The organism is Micromonospora sp. NPDC048894, from assembly GCF_040649765.1.
In the GTDB taxonomy this organism is placed as follows: Bacteria; Actinomycetota; Actinomycetes; order Mycobacteriales; family Micromonosporaceae; genus Micromonospora; species Micromonospora antibiotica.
This window is the reverse complement of sequence record NZ_JBEZFY010000014.1, coordinates 141036-157648: the sequence shown is the minus strand read 5'-3', so window position 1 is coordinate 157648 and position 16613 is coordinate 141036. Positions and strand designations below refer to the sequence as shown.

General features: G+C 71.2%; 12 protein-coding genes. 7 read left to right on the top strand and 5 right to left on the bottom strand.

The genetic code is table 11. The features are described from left to right. Positions 1 to 571: 571 nt before the first annotated feature. The gene (locus tag AB0C22_RS25850; protein WP_357537508.1) at positions 572 to 1702 is read right to left on the bottom strand and encodes a LacI family DNA-binding transcriptional regulator; all 1131 of its coding nucleotides are present in this window, start codon (positions 1700 to 1702) and stop codon (positions 572 to 574) included. A gap of 564 nt (positions 1703 to 2266) precedes the next feature. On the opposite strand from AB0C22_RS25850, the gene AB0C22_RS25845 reads away from it, so the two are divergent. The 3 genes from AB0C22_RS25845 to AB0C22_RS25835 all read left to right on the top strand — a co-directional run bounded on the left by AB0C22_RS25845 (position 2267) and on the right by AB0C22_RS25835 (position 7224). Next, entirely contained in the window at positions 2267 to 4975 is a 2709-nt protein-coding gene (locus tag AB0C22_RS25845) for an RICIN domain-containing protein (protein ID WP_357537506.1), read from the top strand. Between the two features lie 485 nt (positions 4976 to 5460). Then, on the top strand, positions 5461 to 5709 hold the full coding sequence (locus AB0C22_RS25840; protein WP_357537548.1) for a hypothetical protein: 249 nt from the start codon (positions 5461 to 5463) through the stop codon (positions 5707 to 5709). Between the two features lie 201 nt (positions 5710 to 5910). Beyond that, entirely contained in the window at positions 5911 to 7224 is a 1314-nt protein-coding gene (locus AB0C22_RS25835; protein WP_357537504.1) for a hypothetical protein, read from the top strand. Here AB0C22_RS25835 and AB0C22_RS25830 read toward each other — a convergent pair. After that, positions 7196 to 8218 (bottom strand): hypothetical protein, encoded by a 1023-nt coding sequence (locus AB0C22_RS25830; protein ID WP_357537503.1) that lies wholly within the window; start codon positions 8216 to 8218, stop codon positions 7196 to 7198. The genes AB0C22_RS25835 and AB0C22_RS25830 overlap by 29 nt on opposite strands. Positions 8219 to 8394: 176 nt before the next feature. On the opposite strand from AB0C22_RS25830, the gene AB0C22_RS25825 reads away from it, so the two are divergent. Then, positions 8395 to 9489: a UDP-galactopyranose mutase gene (locus AB0C22_RS25825; RefSeq protein ID WP_219463464.1), complete on the top strand. Its 1095-nt coding sequence runs from the start codon at positions 8395 to 8397 to the stop codon at positions 9487 to 9489. On the opposite strand, the gene AB0C22_RS25820 is transcribed toward AB0C22_RS25825, so the two are convergent. Together AB0C22_RS25820 and AB0C22_RS25815 are read right to left on the bottom strand one after the other, a co-directional pair. Then, complete coding sequence (locus AB0C22_RS25820; RefSeq protein WP_357537500.1) at positions 9486 to 10163, bottom strand: hypothetical protein; 678 nt, start codon at positions 10161 to 10163, stop codon at positions 9486 to 9488. The genes AB0C22_RS25825 and AB0C22_RS25820 overlap by 4 nt on opposite strands. Beyond that, complete coding sequence (locus tag AB0C22_RS25815) at positions 10160 to 11941, bottom strand: carbamoyltransferase C-terminal domain-containing protein (protein WP_219463461.1); 1782 nt, start codon at positions 11939 to 11941, stop codon at positions 10160 to 10162. Before AB0C22_RS25815 ends, AB0C22_RS25820 begins: the two co-directional genes overlap by 4 nt. A gap of 284 nt (positions 11942 to 12225) precedes the next feature. Between AB0C22_RS25815 and AB0C22_RS25810 the strand changes: the two genes are divergently transcribed. The 3 genes from AB0C22_RS25810 to AB0C22_RS25800 are packed head-to-tail and all read left to right on the top strand — an operon-like array spanning position 12226 to position 15747. Next, complete coding sequence (locus tag AB0C22_RS25810) at positions 12226 to 13179, top strand: glycosyltransferase family 2 protein (RefSeq protein ID WP_357537498.1); 954 nt, start codon at positions 12226 to 12228, stop codon at positions 13177 to 13179. Beyond that, a complete protein-coding gene (locus tag AB0C22_RS25805; RefSeq protein WP_357537496.1) occupies positions 13176 to 14375 on the top strand; it encodes an ATP-grasp domain-containing protein in 1200 nt (399 codons plus the stop codon). Before AB0C22_RS25810 ends, AB0C22_RS25805 begins: the two co-directional genes overlap by 4 nt. Before the next feature lie 19 nt (positions 14376 to 14394). Then, positions 14395 to 15747, top strand: coding sequence for a hypothetical protein (locus tag AB0C22_RS25800; RefSeq protein WP_357537494.1), 1353 nt, complete (start codon positions 14395 to 14397; stop codon positions 15745 to 15747). A gap of 68 nt (positions 15748 to 15815) precedes the next feature. On the opposite strand, the gene AB0C22_RS25795 is transcribed toward AB0C22_RS25800, so the two are convergent. Continuing rightward, positions 15816 to 16364 carry a hypothetical protein gene (locus AB0C22_RS25795; protein ID WP_357537492.1) on the bottom strand — a complete coding sequence of 183 codons (549 nt, stop codon included), beginning with the start codon at positions 16362 to 16364 and terminating at the stop codon, positions 15816 to 15818. Positions 16365 to 16613: the final 249 nt, after the last annotated feature.

Sequence of the window (16613 nt, the reverse complement as noted above, 5' to 3'; positions counted from 1 at the left end):
GGGTGGCGGCCAGTTCCTTCGGCCGCCACCCCGCCGGGCCGGGATTACAACTGTTCTTCGCCCTGCACCTTGGAAACAGGCGAGCGTCGATCCGCTTGTCCCAGAAGAGATTGGACTGGGCATCGGCGCGGACTGCCCGCTCATGGTCGCGGTCATCCGCCTCGGACCACGGAACCCCGGCAAACAACTCGACGACACCGTCACCCTTCTGGGCGCGGACTGGAACTCTGCGGTGTCGACTCCCACTACGACCCCGAACCCGACTGGTCAGCCTGTCCCCGGGCGGATGATGCAACTCAGCGGATTTTACGACGCCGCACCCACACTCTGCGTGTCCTGGAAGCCCGGCGGACACCATGGCGGCTGCCAGGCGCGAGGACCTCCTGGGGGCGATGTGGCCATGGTGAACTCCCATCAAAAGGGCGGGGGCCGGCGCGCTGGGCAACGGGGTGCTGGGACAGGAGGGGTATCGAGAGAGGTGCGCGTCCGCGCGGGTGCTTCCGCCGCTCGTCAGCGACGGCCGGTGCGGGCCTCGGGTGACGTGCCCCGTGGGTGGACGGATCGACGCTGATCAGGGCTGGGTGGAGGGGACTTCGCTGCCGGCGGGCTGATCATGCGGGCCACCGTGGGCATGGGGGGTCGCTCGGCGGCCGCGTACCGGGATCGGTCGGGGCGGTGGTGGTGCCGTCGAGGCGCGGACGACGAGCTCGACCGGTTGGTCGGCCGCCGGTGGAAGCTCGACGTCCGGTTTCTCGATGACGTTTACCAGCCGAGCGAGGCCCTGCTGCGCGACCTCGTCGAATGGCTGCCGCAGGGTGGTGAGCGGGGGAGTGACGTAGGCGGCGACCGGGATGTCGTCGAACCCGACGACGCTGATGTCCTCGGGCACCCGGCGCCCGGCCTCGAGCTGCGCGCGGATGAGACCGATCGCCATGTCGTCGTTCGCGGCGAACACCGCGGTCACGGTGCCGTCGCCGACCAGTTCCCGGCCCGCCGCGTAGCCGGACGCGGCCGACCAGTCGCCCTCGACGACCGGCGGCTCGTCCGCGCCGCAGGCTCGCAACGCCTCGCGCCAGCCGGCGAGACGGTCCCGTGCCGAATACCACCGCTGCGGGCCGGCCAGGTGATGGACGGTCGCGTGCCCCAACTCCAGCAGGTGCTCGGTCGCGGCTCGCGCGAGCCGGCCCGCGCCGACCCTGGCGGTCACCACCTGCGGCGCGGTGAAGGTGGGCGGCGCGCCGAGGACCAGGACCGGCACGTCCACGCTGATGAGGCCGACGCCCTCGTCGATCGGCTCGGAGATGACGACGCCGTCCACGCCCTGGTCCAGCAGCGATGCCAGGGCGCTCGCGATGCCGCCCGGGTCGCCCTCGATCGTGGTGGCCACCCGCAGCGTGTAGCCCACCTTCCGGACCGCCCGCTCGATGCCGATGAGCCACGATGCCGGCCCGTACAAGGCGCTGCCGAGCGTCACCACGCCGATCGACCGGGTCCGCCCGGAGGCCAGCGCCCGGGCCGCCTGGTTGCGCCGGTAGCCGAGCTCCTCGGCGGCGTCCAGGACCCGCCGGCGCACGTCGGCTGAGACATACGGCTCGTCGTTGAGGACCCGGGACACCGTCTTCTGGGAGACGCCGGCCAGCCGCGCGACGTCCACGCTGCGCGGCGTCGGAGGGCTTCCACCCGGCCTTGCCAGTCGCGTCATGGCACCTCCCATCGCCGGCCATAGTTATGTATGATTGCGCTGTCATGTCTGCGCAGTCATACACTCGCCATCAAGATCCCGTAGCCCGCCTGTGATGCTGGCGAGGCACGTTCCTTGCCAACACTCTAATCCCAGTTTCGAATCGAACAGGCCGGGCCGGGGTGCCCGCCGACTTCTCCGAGGACCGCAGTGCTGTCCACGCCTTCGACGTGTCACGCGGCCTGGCATCGGAGAGTCGAATCGATTCGCCATTCGTCGACGCCGCATCGGTGAGCTGGCGACACGGAATGCCTGATCGCGATGCCCTAGCGCTCCGGAAGGGGCGTACTCACCGGCGGTTGTTTGAAGTCTGCGAGGCGCAGGGAGCAGGAAGTAACCGTCGTGAAACCTTGACTTCACGCTCGATAGGTCCATTAATACATATCTATGTATCCGGGCCGTAGCCACCCTTCCCGGGGTGGTCGGCGACGCCGGCAGATTCGTCGAATCGATTCGAGTTTCGGCCTTGAGGCTGCGCCCTGAACCGGTGTTGCGGAGCTGGCGGATGAGTCACAGGAGGTTGCCGTGCATCGTACGAAAGCCCATTGGGGTGGCCGATTGTCGGCGTCGGCCAGAGGGCTTGCCGCGACCGTGGCGCTCGGCCTGACCCTGATGCTGGGCGGGCTGCCCCTGGCGACCCCCCGGTCGGCCCTGGCCGCGCCGGGCGCGATGGGGGCTGTGGCCGCCGCCGGTGTTGACGGTGTGGCAGCCGGGAACGCCGCGATCGCCTCGGTCGACCTAAGCGGGACCTGGGGCTTCACGCCCGCGGGCCGGGCGGCGACCACGATCGCGGTGCCCGGTGGCGGCTGGTACAAACAGGGCTTCACCACCGTGAACGAGGCGGTGTACTCGCGCAGCATCACCGTGCCGGACTCGGGGCAGCCCCAGTCGACCTGGATCGAGTTCGGCGCGGTCAACCACCAGGCGACACTGTCGGTCGACGGCCGCGTGGTCGCCACCCAGACGACGGCGTTCACCCCGTCGAACTTCGACATCAGCGCCTACGCGGCGCCCGGCACCACCCACACGATCACGGTGAACGTGAAGGGCCGCGGCGCGTTGAAGGCATCCAACGGCCGGTACCTGGTGCCCGACGCCGCCACGTGGTCCGAGGCGGTACCGCAGGGGATCTTCGGGTCCGCGTTCCTGCGGGTCTACCCGGCGGTATACGTCAGCGACACATTCGTGCGTACGTCGGTGGCGAACAAGACACTGACCTACGACGTGACGGTGCGCAACACGTCGGGCAGTTCCCGGTCGGTGACGTTGACCGGGTCGCTGTCGTCCAAGAACGGAACGGCTTTCAGCTACCCGGAACTGCCCAGCCGTACGGTCACCGTGGCGGCCCGCTCGACCGTGACAGTGCCCGTCGGGCCGGTCGCGTGGAACCTCGACAGCACCTCGTACTGGTGGCCCAACGTGCCGTACCGGTCGGGGTACCGGGCGCAGCTGCACGGGCTGGCGGTGCATGCCGTCGCCGACGACGGCCGGACGAGCGACGCCGAGTACCGGTTCGGGTTCCGGGAGGCCACCCAGAACGGTGACTACTACTACCTCAACGGCGTGCGCGTCAACTTCCGCGGCGACAACCTCCAGGGTGCCGACTACGACCGGATCAACAACGGCGGCAAGGGCGACGCGTACCACACCCTGCCCGGCTTCCTGCCCCCGTCGTCCGGCAACGGCGGTTGGCCGCAGGCGGTGGACAACTACCAGCGGCTGAACTACAACGTGGTGCGCATCCACCAGGAGCCCGGGAGCCCGTACATGTTGGATGTCGCCGACGAGATGGGCCTGATGATCATCGACGAGGTCGCGATTCGCGGCTCCCAATCCTCGCAGGAGTGGAAGGAGTCCGTCGGGCACGACAACATGGTCAACCACGCCCGTGCGCTGGTCCTGCGCGACCGCAACCACCCCGCGATCATCCGCTGGAGTCAGAACAACGAGCCGAACCAAAGTGGCCAGGATTCCGAACAGTTCGAGAAGGAGCTGTACGCGGCGATGAATGGCGCCGACGGAACCCGGCCGATCATCGCCGAGGTGGGCGTCGGCGGGAATGTCAGCCTGTATCCCGGGATGACGTACGCCAACTTCGCGGTGATCCCGCACTACGTCGATGGCTTCGGCAGGTACGGGGAGGGCCTGATCACCGTGAATGGGCGGCCCGACGGCGAGGGCGAGTACATCTGGCCGGCATGCAACAACAAGCAGGGCTTCGAGTGGTTCGCCACGGCAACCCTGGCCAAGCGCGGCAAGGGCGCCACCGACCTGCGTCCGTACACGCTGCTGTCGGCCTGGGCCAGCGTCGTACCCGGCGTGCGGAGCACCGACTTCACCCCGGAGGAGGGTGGTCACCCCATCTACGGCGCGGACAACCTGCCCGACCCGTGGAGCAACCCGCAGATCCAGCGCGTGCAGGCGGCGTTCAACCCGGTGGCCGCTGTCGACCTCCCCTACTGGTCCGCCTCCGGCAATTCGGACTCGAACGGCAGCTTCCCGCTGCCGCAGGCGGTACCCGGCTACGCCCGCAACGCCACGGTCACCCGCAACATCACCGTGTTCAACGACGACTTCGTCGACACCTCGGTGGGCTTCACCTGGACGGCGCGGCTCGACAGCCCGACCGGTGCGGTCGTCGCGTCCGGCAGCACGACCCTGACCGTCCCGCTCGGCTCACGGGTCACCCAACCGGTGTCCTTCACCACCCCCGCCACCGGCAGCCGCGTGTACCTGCAACTGTCGACCACGAAGTCCGGCAGCACCGTCTTCACCGACGCGGTCGAGTACTTCAACCTCAGCGGAGGCAGCGGAACCGGACCCACTCCCGGCACCTACCGCATCGTCAACCGCAACAGCGGCAAGCCCCTCGCCATCGCCGGCAACTCCACCGCCGACGGCGCCAAGACCGTCCAGCAGAGCGGCACCCCCACCTGGACGATCGGCACCACGCAGGACGCCTACACCCTGCGCTACACCGCCTCCGGAAAGGTGCTCGACGTCAACGGCGGCAGCACCACGCAGGGCCTGCAACTGCAGCAGTGGTCGGCCAACGGCGGCACCAACCAGATGTGGTACCTGCGGCCCACCGGTGACGGCTACTACACCATCGTCAGCCGCAACAGCGGACTGGCAGCCGACGTCTCTGGCGCCTCGACCAGCGACGGAGCGCAAGTCGTGCAGTGGACCGCCAACGGCGGGACCAACCAACAGTGGCAGTTCGTACCCGCCTGACAGAGCACAGAGGTGGATGCCAAGCCCGACTGCCGGTAACGGGCTGCTGATTGTCGCGCCGGCTCGGGTGCACGTTTTGTGCGCCCGAGCCGGTCGCGATCCGATCGTGGTGGGACACGAGCTACCGATCCGGACAGACGCCAGCCTGGTCCGCTCGCTACCCGTACGTGGGCCAGGCCCGGGCCCAGGGCGTCGCGGCTCAGTGCATGGACCAGATCACGCTGCACAGCACTTGAACCGAACCCGCCCCCCGCGGGCTTCCGGCTGCTACGACACCGCCGCACTCAGCCCCGACGGGACACTACTGGCCGCCGGCGGACGCGACGGCGCGATGGACCCCGGGGACATTCGTCGCCCGGCGCGACCGAAGCGGATAGGACCGACGGTCACCGGGGCGACCGCACTCATCCCCAACGGTGGCCTTCAGCGCGGTCGGATCACTCCTGGCCGTCGCCGGTGACGACAGGACCACCCATCTGTGGCGGGTGTCCGACCCAGCCCACCCGATGGCGCTGCCCCGCCCGTTGCGCGGGCCGACCAGCCACGTGTACTGGGTGAACTTTCACCCATCCGGCAGCCTGATCACCGCCGCCAGCACCGACGGCACCATCCGACTGTGGGAGACCGACCCGCAACGGGCCGCCGAAGCGATCGGCTCCACCATGGGAGAACCCATCACCCGAGCTGAATGGGAGCAGTACCTGTCCAGCATCCCGTACCACCCACCCTGCTGACCGGGCCCTGCTCTCCACCGCAGGATCGTGCTCCGGGCCAGCCCGAGCAGGGGAGAGAAGCGGTTCATCACCGCGGTGACCTCGATGAACCGCGTCGTCGTCCGGTCCCGACTCGGGTACCGGGGGGTCGGATCGGGCACCTGACGCCCGAGCGGCGACCCGCTACGGTGGCGTGGTGCCTACCGACATCCATGGGCCCCGATGAGCGGGGGCCTCGCCGTCGCCGTACGCGAGCTGCGGCACCTGCCGGCGGTCTGGCGGGCACCGCACCGTGCCCCCGAACGTACCCGCGCACTGGCGCTGGAGGGTGTCAACGCGCTGCTGCGACACTGTCGTGAGCGGGTGCCGGCCTTCGCCGACTATCCGACCGGGCCACTGGCGAGCCTGGACGAGCTGGCCGGGCTGCCCATCCTGACCAAACGCGCCGTGCTCGACGCGGGCGCGGAGTCCTTTCACACCCGGGGACTCGCCGCCGGGGCCTACCGGACGGACGTCACCAGCGGTACCACCGGAACGCGGCTGCACATCCGCCACGACGTCGATGCGTACGGCTATCACGGCGCGACCGTACTGCGGCGCTTCCTGCTGTCGGGCTACCGTCCGTGGTGGCGGATCGCGCACATCAAGCCGTTCCCCCGGCCGGTGCGCTGGTTCCAGCGACTGGGCCTGTTCCCGCGGGTGGTGGTGCCGGCCGGCCAGTCCGACGCGGCGATGGCACGGGCGGTCCTCGCCGTCCGACCCCAACTGATCATGGGCTATCCGGTGGTCCTGCGGGGTCTGCTGCGCGCCCTCGACCCCGGTGACCTGGCCCGGCTACGACGCGGTCTCAAGCTGGTGATGACCGACTCGGAGCTGTTGACCGACGAGGTCGCCGCGCTGTTCACCGAGCGGTTCGGGGTGCCGGTGTACGACGAGTACTCGGCGTACGAGGTGCTGACGGTGTCGAGTGGCTGCGCGGCGGGCAGGATGCACGTCGACGAGGACCGGGTGTGGCTGGAGATAGTGGACGAGGCGGGCACGCCGGTCCCCGAGGGGGTCACCGGTTCGGTGGTGGTGACGCACTTCCGTGAGCGCGCCATGCCGTTGCCGCGCTACCAGTTGGGTGACCGGGCGTACGTCCTGCCGGCGGGTTGCCCGTGCGGTAGCCGGTTCCGCCGGATGCGGCTGGTCGACGGGCGCACCAACGACTTCGTCACGCTGCCCGGCGGCCGACGCGTGTACAGCGGCGTCTTCCTCGCGTTGGCGATGCACACGCCCGGCGTGGCGGAGTGCATGATCCGGCAGGACGAGGCCGGCCAGGTCACGGTGCACCTGGTGCCCGAGGCTCCCGGCGAGGCGGCCTTCGCCGCCGCGTGCGTCGCGTTCGAGCAGGCCCTGGGCGAGGCGGTGGACGCCCCCGTCGTACCGCGGTTCGTGCGGGCGGAGCGGATCGCGCTGACACCGGGCGGCAAGGGCCGCTTCGTCGAGTCGGCCTACCGGCCGGGGGTCACCGGGCCCCGCGCGGAAAGGGGATGAGCACGGCCCACTGGCGGATCATCTCGTGGCCGAGACGGCGCTTCTCCACGAGGCTGCCCTGACCACTGAGGAAGCCACGGCGGCCGGTGTCGATGCACCAGCGGGCCAGTTCGAGGTTGTTGTGGTACCACAGGTCCCGACGGCCGCCCTCGGCCACCGAGAACGCGCCCCAGCCGGCCGAGAGCGGCAGATCCGGGTGGTCGAAGATCACGTTGAGGGCGATGAGCCGGTCGCCGTCGCGGTAGCCGTTGAGGTGGACGCCGGGCGTGGTGAGCTGTGCGGCGGCCATGGCCGGGGACATGAACCGTTTGGGCAGCCACCACCTGTCGTGGTGGCGGTTCACGACGCTCGCGATCAGCTCGCACAGCTGTGCCGGCTGGACCGGGACCGGCTCCCCCCGCAGCGTGCTCGCCACGTGCAGGTCCGACGCGGCGACCCCGGCCAGGATCCGGCGCAGGTCGTAGCGTCGGCCCCGGCCCAGCGACCGCAGGTAGTCCTCCAGCGAGGCGAACCGGTTGGGGAACCACGCGATGGGGCCGCCCTCCCGGACGATCGCCGGTCGGGTCAGCAGCGCGGGCAGGGACTCGGCGGACACCTGACGGAACATCAGGCCGCGTACCCGCCCGCCGTGGGCCTCCCGCAGCGCGGAGCGGAGCGCGCCGATGGTGTCGGTCAGCGCGGCCCCGTCGGCCCCGGCGGCGAGCGTGACGCCCGGCAGTGCGCTGGAGGAGAGGCTGTCGACGTCGACGATTCCGGCCAACGGGACCGTGGAGCGGCCCGTCCGTGGCCCGTGGAAGCGACCGGTGACCAGCCCGACGACGTCGGATCCATACCGGACCGTTGCGGCGATGACCGGCCGTCGGCTCGCCGCCGCCCGGACGAGCGGCCAGGACCACGCCGCCATCAGGTGTTCCTTGGCCATGAAGGCGTCCCAGCCCGCAGGGGCGTCGGCTACGTGGGGATCGTGCAGCGTGACCGTGAGCCCGTCGTTCATCCCCGACCCGCCTTCATATCCGCCGACCATACCGTCCGTCGGCCAGAACTTCCGGTGCCGTCTCGTGCGCGGCACGGCCGGGCCCGACCAGGCGGTGGCATGGCGGCCGGCCTGGCGGCGGCGGGCGCGTGAGGGTGTGGACCCCGGATAAGCGCGCGACCCACTACCATCCGGCGATGGGTTGCGTGCGGGTGATCGGGGCGGGGCTGGCCGGCGCGACCGTCGCTCATCTCCTGCACGTGGCGGGCCGTGCCGTCGAGGTCGTCGAAGGCGATCCCACCTGGGGCGGCCAGCTCCGCACGGCCTCGGCCGCGGGCATTCTCTACGAGCCGGCCGGCGCGCACATCTTCCACACCGCCGACGCCGAGGTGTGGCGGCTGGTGACGGGTCTGGTCCGCTTCCTGCCGTACCGGCACACCGTGCGCACCGAGGCGTTCGACCGCGAACTGAGCTGGCCGCCCCAGTTGTCGGAGCTGCGTACCCTGCCCCGGTGGCCGCAGATCGCGCGCGAGTTGGCCGCCCGCCCCGCCCGGCCCGACCCCGCCAACTTCGAGTCCTGGTCGGTGGGTCTGTTGGGGGAGACGCTGTACCGCGAGCTGATCGAGGGGTATACCCGCAAGCAGTGGGGCGAGGATCCCCGGAACCTCTCGGCCGGGTGGGCACCCAAGCGTATCGAGCTGCGCGACGACGGTTACACCGATCTGTTCCGTGACCCTCACCAGGGCTGGCCGGAGGGTGGCTACCCGCGGCTGGTCGACGCGCTGCTGCGGGACGTACCGGTGGTCATGGGCCGTCGGGTCACCGTCGACGACTGGGACGAGGTGTGCGCGGGCGCGGACGCGGTCGTGGTCACCTGCGCACTCGACGAGTTCTTCGCCGAGCACCTGGGACGGCTGCCCTGGCGTGGGGTACGGCTGGTCAACCACTACCTGCCGGGGGTGGAGCACGCGCTGACGTGCGGGGTGGTGAACACCCCGAGCCCGCTCAAGCCGCACACCCGGGCCATCGAGACGAAGTGGATGAGCGGCCAGACCGGGCCGGGCACCGTGGTCAGCTACGAGTATCCGGGTGCGCCCGCGCGCCACTACCCGATCGACGACGTGCAGGGGGCCAACCGGGCACTGGCCCGCCGCTACCTTGAGGAGCTGGCGGGTTTGCCCGGCCCGCCCCGCTACGTGGCCGGACGACTGGCCACGTACACCTACATCGACATGGACCAGGTCGTCCGTCAGGCGCTCAACACCGCCCGCCGGATCCTCGGCGAGGTCTAGGGCGCGGCGAGCGGGCGTTCGGCCGGGGTGGGTGTCGCCGCCCAGCCGTCGAAGCGGGCCGCCCACCGGTCCAGCGGCAGCGCCAGGATCACCGCCGCGAGCAGCAGGTGGACCGCGCAGAACACGATCGCGACCGTCGCGGTGGGCGGACCACCGACGAACACCGTGATGTGTGACGCCCAGTGCAGCACCCGTGGTCTCGGGCCGTCCCAGTCGTTGGTGTAGTAGAACGACAGGTCGTTGAGGCCGGAGATCAGGACCAGGATCGCGGCCAGGCCCGCCCGCAGCACCCGGCCCGCCGACGCACCACCGAGCCGGTACGCGAAGAGCACGGCGAGCACCGTGAACGCGTTCAGGAAGATCGTCCACTGGTACAACCGGGGAAACGCCGCGTCCTGGTCGGCGGCTTCGGCGTAGCCGAAGATGTGGTCGACGTTGAGGGTGTCCACCACTGCCATGTAGCCGACGAACAGCACCCCCAGCAGTGCCAGGCCGAGCCCCGGGCGCTGGGGGAAGTAGGCGACCGCGAGCACCGCGCACAGCAGCGGCGCGGTCTTGAGCAGCACCTCGCCCAGGTGGTCGATGGTGCGGTCCGGCGGCAGCACCAGCATGATCAGCGCAGCGAGGCCGCCGCCCACCGTCGCCGGCAGCAGCCACCACCAGCGGCGGATCACTTCTGGGTCCAGAAGGGGCCGAGGGCCAGGGCGTCCATACCGGTACGCAGGTAGCACCGCACGGCGTCGGCCGGCGTCCGCACGATCGGCTCCTCGTTGTCGTTGAACGACGTGTTGACCACCATCGGCACTCCGGTGAGTTCGTCGAACCGGGTGATGAGCCGGTGGTAGAGCGGGTTGTCGGTGGCCGAGACGGTCTGCACACGGGCCGTCCCGTCGACGTGGGTGATTGCCGGCACCCGCTCGCGTTGGTGCTCCAGGACGTCGAAGACCAGCAGCATCACCGGTGACGGGTAGTCGGAGGCGAAGTACTCCCCGGAGCGCTCGGCCAGGCAGGAGGGCGCGAACGGCCGGAACGGCTCACGGTGCTTGACCTTCTCGTTGAGCCGGTCCTTGGTGTCCCTGCCGCGCGGGTCGGCCAGGATCGACCGGTTGCCCAGCGCCCGCGGCCCGCACTCCATGCGCCCCTGGAACCAGCCGACGATTTTGCTGTCGGCCAGGGCCCGCGCGGTCGTCTCGGTGATGTCGTCGGTGCGCTCGTAGGGCAGACCCGCATCCGCCAGCGCCTTCTCCATCTCCGCCTCGGTGTACTGAGCCCCGAGGAAGATGTAGCCGCCGGTGGGCCGGGGCTGGCCGAGGCTCGCGCCGACCTGCAACGCCGCGCCGAGTGCCGAACCGTCGTCGGCCGCGGCGGGCTGGGCGAAGAAGTCCTCGAACGGGGTCTCCAGCAGGATCCGCCCGTTCATGACGCTGTTGAGCGCCACCCCGCCTGCGGTGACCAGGCGGGTCTCACCGGTGTGCCGCTGTAGCCAGCGGGCGACGTGCAGGCCCGCCTCCTCCAGGGTGGTCTGTAGGCCGTACGCGATGTCGGCGTAGTACTGGGGCACCTCGTCACGGCTACGCGGGCGCGGTGGGCCGAAGCGTTCCAGGAACTTGGCCGACATCTGGTGCTTGCCCGTGGCGTGGTGGCGGAACCAGCTCAGATCGAGCTCGTAGTGCCCGTCGGGCAGCAGCCGGACCAGTTCCCGCATCGCCTCGACGTGGGTCGGCTCGCCGTAGGCGGCCAGCCCCATCACCTTTCCCTCGTCGCGGGTGGGGTGAAAGCCGAGGTAGCTGGTGACGCAGGCGTACAGGGCGCCCAGTGAGTGCGGGAAGCGCACCCGGCGCACGTCGCGGATCCGGTCGCCCTCGCCGACGGCGAGGTAGGTCGACGTGCCGTCGCTGCCGATGCCGTCCCAGGTGATGATCGCCGCGTGGTCCCACGGCGACAGGAGGTACCCGCTGGCCGCGTGGGACAGGTGGTGGTCGACCAGGTGCACCTTGAAGCGCACCGGCCCGGTGTGGCCGACCGCCTCGCACAGGATCTTCTTCATCGTGTACGACCGGCGCAGGTGCAGCAGGAGCGCGCCGCCGACGTGGTAGTCGTCGGAGTGCGACTGCACGCCTCCGGAACGGATCGTGGCGGCGATCCCCGACGCCTTGCCGCCGTAGCTGCCCGCGTCGTTGCGCAGTACCGCAAGCGTCGCCGGCAGGTGCGTGACGAAGTGCTTGAGCGCGTGTGTGACCTCCTTGCGGGCCTGCCAGAAGTAGGCGACGTGGTCCACCTCGGCCAGGGTGATGCCGGCCGTCGCCAGGCACTCGCGGATGGCCCGCGCCGGGAACGTCCCGTCGTGCTTCACGCGGGAGACCCGCTCCTCCTCCACGAAGGCCACGATGCGGCCGTCGTGCACCAGCCCGGCTGCCGAGTCGTGATGCTGGTTGATGCCCAGCACGTACATGCGATTCTCCGATCCCCATCGACTGGATGCTTGAGCTTGCCGCGTAACGGCGGCTTCGACAACATTTGCCGGGCTGTCATTTTCCTATTCGGAGGGCATATCTACTGAGATACCTGAATTCGGGCAGGGGGTATGGGGAATCGAAGCATACCGCTATTGTGGGGGTCGTTTGCGTGCCGGCTTCACCTGTGCCGGTGCCACTGGTGGCGCGACGATGTGCCGGAAAGGCGGCCGTATTGCCGGGTATCGACCAAGGCGGCGACGGGTTCGCTCTGACCGTCGTCGTGCCATGTCTGAACGAGGCGGACAATATCGACGCCCTCCACGGGGAAATTGTCGCCGAGTTGTCCGGATACGCCGGCCTGGAGATCCTGTTCATCGACGACGGCAGCACCGACACCACCCTGGACCGGTTCCGTGCACTGGCGGAAAAGGACCATGCGGTGTCCTACCTCTCCTTCACCCGCAACTTCGGGCTGGAGGCGGCGTTCTCGGCGGGCTACCGCTATGCCCGCCACCCCTGGATCCTGCACCTGGACGCCGACCTCCAGTTTCCGCCCGCCGAGGCGCACAAGCTCATCGAACGGGCCCGCGAGGGCTACGACGCGGTATTCGGCATCCGGGTGGACCGGCAGGACCGCCTGCTGCGCAGGGCCGCGTCCGGGCTGCACGATCTGATCGCCCGGCGGCTGCTGCGCATCGAGATCCCCGCCGGTGGCACCAGCTTCCGGCTGCTGCGCACCGACGTCGCCCGCCGGGTCGTGGACCTGCGCCTGGCCACGCCCTACTTCATGGCGACCCTGCCCCGGCTGACCGGTGCCTGGACGACCGTCCCCACCGCGCACCGCGCCCGTCGCAGCGGCGAGGCCAAGGTGACCGTACGCGGTCTGGCGCGGCACGCCGTGGAGTTGTTCATGTCCCACTCTCCGCGCCCGGTCGTCGCGGCCGGGCAGGTCAGCCTCGCCGCCGCCGCACTGGCGCTGACCGGCGCGCTCTGCGCCCTGCTGCCCGGCCGCCTGCCCGCCGCGGCGGCCCTGCTCGGGCTGGCGCTGGCCGCCGGCCTGGCCAGCCTGGCGGTCGTCGCCCGGTACCTGCTGCACATCGCCCGGCCGCCGGGCCGGTTGCCGCAGTTCCTGATCCGCGAGGCCAACATCCCGACCGCCGCCGAGGACACGCTCGCGCCGCCCCCGGCGTGGTCGGCCCGCGCACCGCTACCCCTGCCGGAACACGCGGCATGAGAACCCTGGCCGTGCTCGGCGGCGCGGACGGGGCCATCACCACCCTCGCCACGGCGGCGCGTCTCGGACTGCACACCATCTGCATCGACGCGCGTACCGACGCCCCCGCGATCTCCTACGCCGCGGAGTTCCTCAATCTGAGCACCCGTGACGTGCCAGTGGTCGCCGCCGCGCTCGCCGCGCGCGACGACCTCGCCGGCGTCGTCTCTCCCGCCAGTGACGTCAACCTGCCCGCCCAGTACCAGTTGTCGGAGCTGCTCGGCCTCCCCAACGGGCTCTCCCCGCAGGCGCTGCGCGCCTCCGTCGACAAGGGATACTTCCGCGAGGTCTGCGACCGGCTGGGCCAACCCGGACCCAGGTTCGTGCAGGACAGGCCCGAGGCCGTGGTGAGCGGGTGCGGGGACCTGCGCTACCCGGTGATCGTGAAACCGACCGACTCCAGCGGCGGACGCGGCATCAGCCTGTGCGCGTCACCCGCCGAGGTGCCCGCCGCCGTGGACGCCGCCTCCGCGTACTCCGCCGCGGGCATCGTGATCGTCGAGGAGTTCCTCGACGGCGAGCACTACGCGGTGGAGGCCGTGGTCGCCGACGGCGAGATCGTGCTCTTCGGGCTCGGCGCACGCACCCTCACCGAGCCGCCGCACTTCGTCACCCTCGAACACGTCATGCCCGGAGCGGACGCGGACCTCGTCGCCCGCTGCCGGGCCACCACCGAGGAGATCGTCGCCGCGCTCGGCTACCGGTGGGGGTCGCTCAACGCCGACCTGCTCGTCGACCGCGACAACCGGGTGATCGTCATCGAACTGGGGGCACGCCTGGGCGGCAACGGGTCGGCCGAGCTGCTCGGTCTCGTGCACGGCGTCGACGTCACCGCCGCGTACGTGGCGATGGCCGTCGGCGAGCGGCCCGACCTGACCCCCGGTCCGCCGGCCTGCGCGGCGATGCGGGTGCTGCGCGCCGCCCAGCCGGGCAAGCTGGTCGCCGTCCGTGGCGACGACACGGTACGGGCACTGCCCGGCCTGGTCGACTTCATCCTCGCGGTGCGTCCGGGCGACCACGTCGAGCCGTACCACCGGGCGGGCGCGAAGCTCGGCTACCTGCTGGCGACCGCCCCCGACCACGACCGGCTGCGCGCCACCCTGGCCGCCGTCGACGACCACCTGCGGTTCGACGTACAGCCGCAAGAGCGGCCGTGAGCGGTCCCGACCCGGTCGCATGAGGACAACCGTCCCGGCCGCCCTGCCCCGGCCGCGCGTCGTGGTGGTCCTCCTGGCCGGACGCGGCGCGTACCGGCTCGCCGTGTACGCCGCGGGACTGATCCTGCTGGCCGTGTGGGGTCCGGACGAGTTCGCCGCGTACGCGGGACCTGTCGGCGCGCTCGCCTGGTACACCGTGGCGGTGTCCAGCGGACCGGAGAAGGCCGCGCTGACCCTGATCGCGCGGCCCGGCGGCGCACACCTGCACCGGCTGATGCGCGCGATCGCCGCCACCGGGCTCGCCGTGCCGCTGGCCGGATGGCTCCTGCTGGTCGTGGCCGGCGCGGGGGACACGGCGGTCCGCTACGCCGCCGCGGCCACCGCCGCCGGCGGGATCGGCTGCGCCACGGTCCTCGTCGCACTGTACCGGCTACGGGGTGCCCCGCTGGTCGACGGCGCGGCGTACCTCGCCGTCGCGGCGGCGTACGCGGTCGCGGTCACGCTGGCGTTGGCCGGAGCAGGCGCCACCCAGGTCCTCACCGCGCTGGCCGCCGCCGGTATCGCGGTGAACGTCGCGCTGCTCGTCGGCCTCGTCCGCGGCGACCGGAGCACGCCCGCGCCCCCCGGGGAAACGCCCGGTCCCGGAGCAGATGCGGACACCGGACGGGAGCCGGCGACGGAGCACCTGGACCCAGCCCCGCACGGCGGTACGGCACGACGTGCCGACTCGGCTGCAGGTCACGGGGACGCGGTCGCCCCCGACGTACCGGCACTGCCACGCCGGGTCGCGCTGCGCGCCGCGGCGCTACTCGGAGTCGCCGAACTGCTGGGCACGGCCGGCGCGTCGGCCCTGTACGCCGCCCTGGCCGCCCTGGGGGACGCCGCCGAGATCAGCCTCTTCTACGTGCTGGCAGTGGTCACGTCGGTGGTGTCCACCGGGTGGGGCTACCTGCTGCGCCTCGTCCAACCCACCGTCGCGGACCGGTACGAACGGGCCGGCGAGCTGGCCGGCTGGCGGGCCGCCCGACGGACACTCGGCGCGACCATGGCGTTCGGGCTGCCCGCAGCGGTAGCGCTGACCGCCGCCTTCACCGCCGGGGCGGGACCGGACCTGGTCTATCCGGCGATCGCCGTGGAGATCGTGCTGTTCGGCGCGAACGCCGTGGCGGCGCTGCTCCTGGAGGTCAGCGGCGCGCGGGGTCGACGCTGGTCGGCGCAGGCGGCGGTGGCGCAGTTCGCCGTCGTCGCCGGGGCCGGTTGGCTGCTCGTGCCGGTCACGGGCGCCCTCGGCGGTGTCGCCGCGCTGGTCGCCGGTGAGCTGGTCCGGGCGGCCCTGCTGTGGCTCGCCGCCGGCCGGGCGGTCAGGAGGTGAGGACCGGGTGGTCACGGGCTCCACTGTCCGGCGGGCCGCCGCCGGTACCGGCGGCGGCCCGGACCGGGTCAGCTGGGAACGTCCACCCGGCACCACACCTCGGCGTCCGCCAGGAACGCGCTGGATGATGTCGTCGGCTCGTGGGTCACCTGTGGTGACCCCGCCACGGCGACCCCGTCGACGGTCAGCCGCCCTTCGGCGCACGGCACGTACACGGTGGAGAGCAGGTTCGGGGTGCCGCCGAGGTCGAACTCGGGCACCCGGATCAGCCGCCGGTCGAGCGGCTCGTCGATCTCCACGACGACATCGGCCGCCTGTGCGCGGACACCCCGGGCCAGGTCGTAGTCGAGACGGACTGCGGTGTGCGTCACCGCCGGTGTGCCCCACGGCAGGCCCGCGACCTCCGGAAAATGCCTGGTGAACTCGTCGGTCAGCCACTGGCCGAGTTCCGGTCGTGGGGTCAGGATCCGGACCTCGCCCGCCTGCCACACCACGATCGCATGCCCCGGGCCCCGTTCGGACCAGTCCACCCGCCACACCGACGCGAACGCGGTGCGCTCGCCGGCGGCGTCGAACAGGGTGAGTCCGGGGTTGGCACCGATCAGGCGTACCGACATCGTCATCCCTACCCCGCCACGAACCCGTCCGGACCGTGAACCTATCAGTGCTACCCGGGCGTGGGAACGAAGCCGGGACGGCGGATGACCCGACACTGAGGCGCAGTGCCTCCCGCACCGCAAGGGCCGTCGCCGCGGTGGGTGGGCCGGAGAGGCATCCTCGTCGGGCGGTCGTCGCTGGCATCCTGTATCGACTCCCGGAGTGTGCGGGCGGCCGACACCGTCCACCGCGACACCCCCGGCTACGAA

Bases quoted from the DNA above. Each gene is read 5' to 3' on its own strand.
- AB0C22_RS25800 (WP_357537494.1), top strand. From the start codon at position 14,395: ATGAGGACAACCGTCCCGGCCGCCCTGCCCCGGCCGCGCGTCGTGGTG.
- AB0C22_RS25795 (WP_357537492.1), bottom strand. From the start codon at position 16,364: ATGTCGGTACGCCTGATCGGTGCCAACCCCGGACTCACCCTGTTCGAC.
- AB0C22_RS25825 (WP_219463464.1), top strand. From the start codon at position 8,395: ATGGGTTGCGTGCGGGTGATCGGGGCGGGGCTGGCCGGCGCGACCGTC.
- AB0C22_RS25805 (WP_357537496.1), top strand. From the start codon at position 13,176: ATGAGAACCCTGGCCGTGCTCGGCGGCGCGGACGGGGCCATCACCACC.
- AB0C22_RS25850 (WP_357537508.1), bottom strand. From the start codon at position 1,702: ATGACGCGACTGGCAAGGCCGGGTGGAAGCCCTCCGACGCCGCGCAGC.
- AB0C22_RS25815 (WP_219463461.1), bottom strand. From the start codon at position 11,941: ATGTACGTGCTGGGCATCAACCAGCATCACGACTCGGCAGCCGGGCTG.
- AB0C22_RS25830 (WP_357537503.1), bottom strand. From the start codon at position 8,218: ATGAACGACGGGCTCACGGTCACGCTGCACGATCCCCACGTAGCCGAC.
- AB0C22_RS25835 (WP_357537504.1), top strand. From the start codon at position 5,911: ATGAGCGGGGGCCTCGCCGTCGCCGTACGCGAGCTGCGGCACCTGCCG.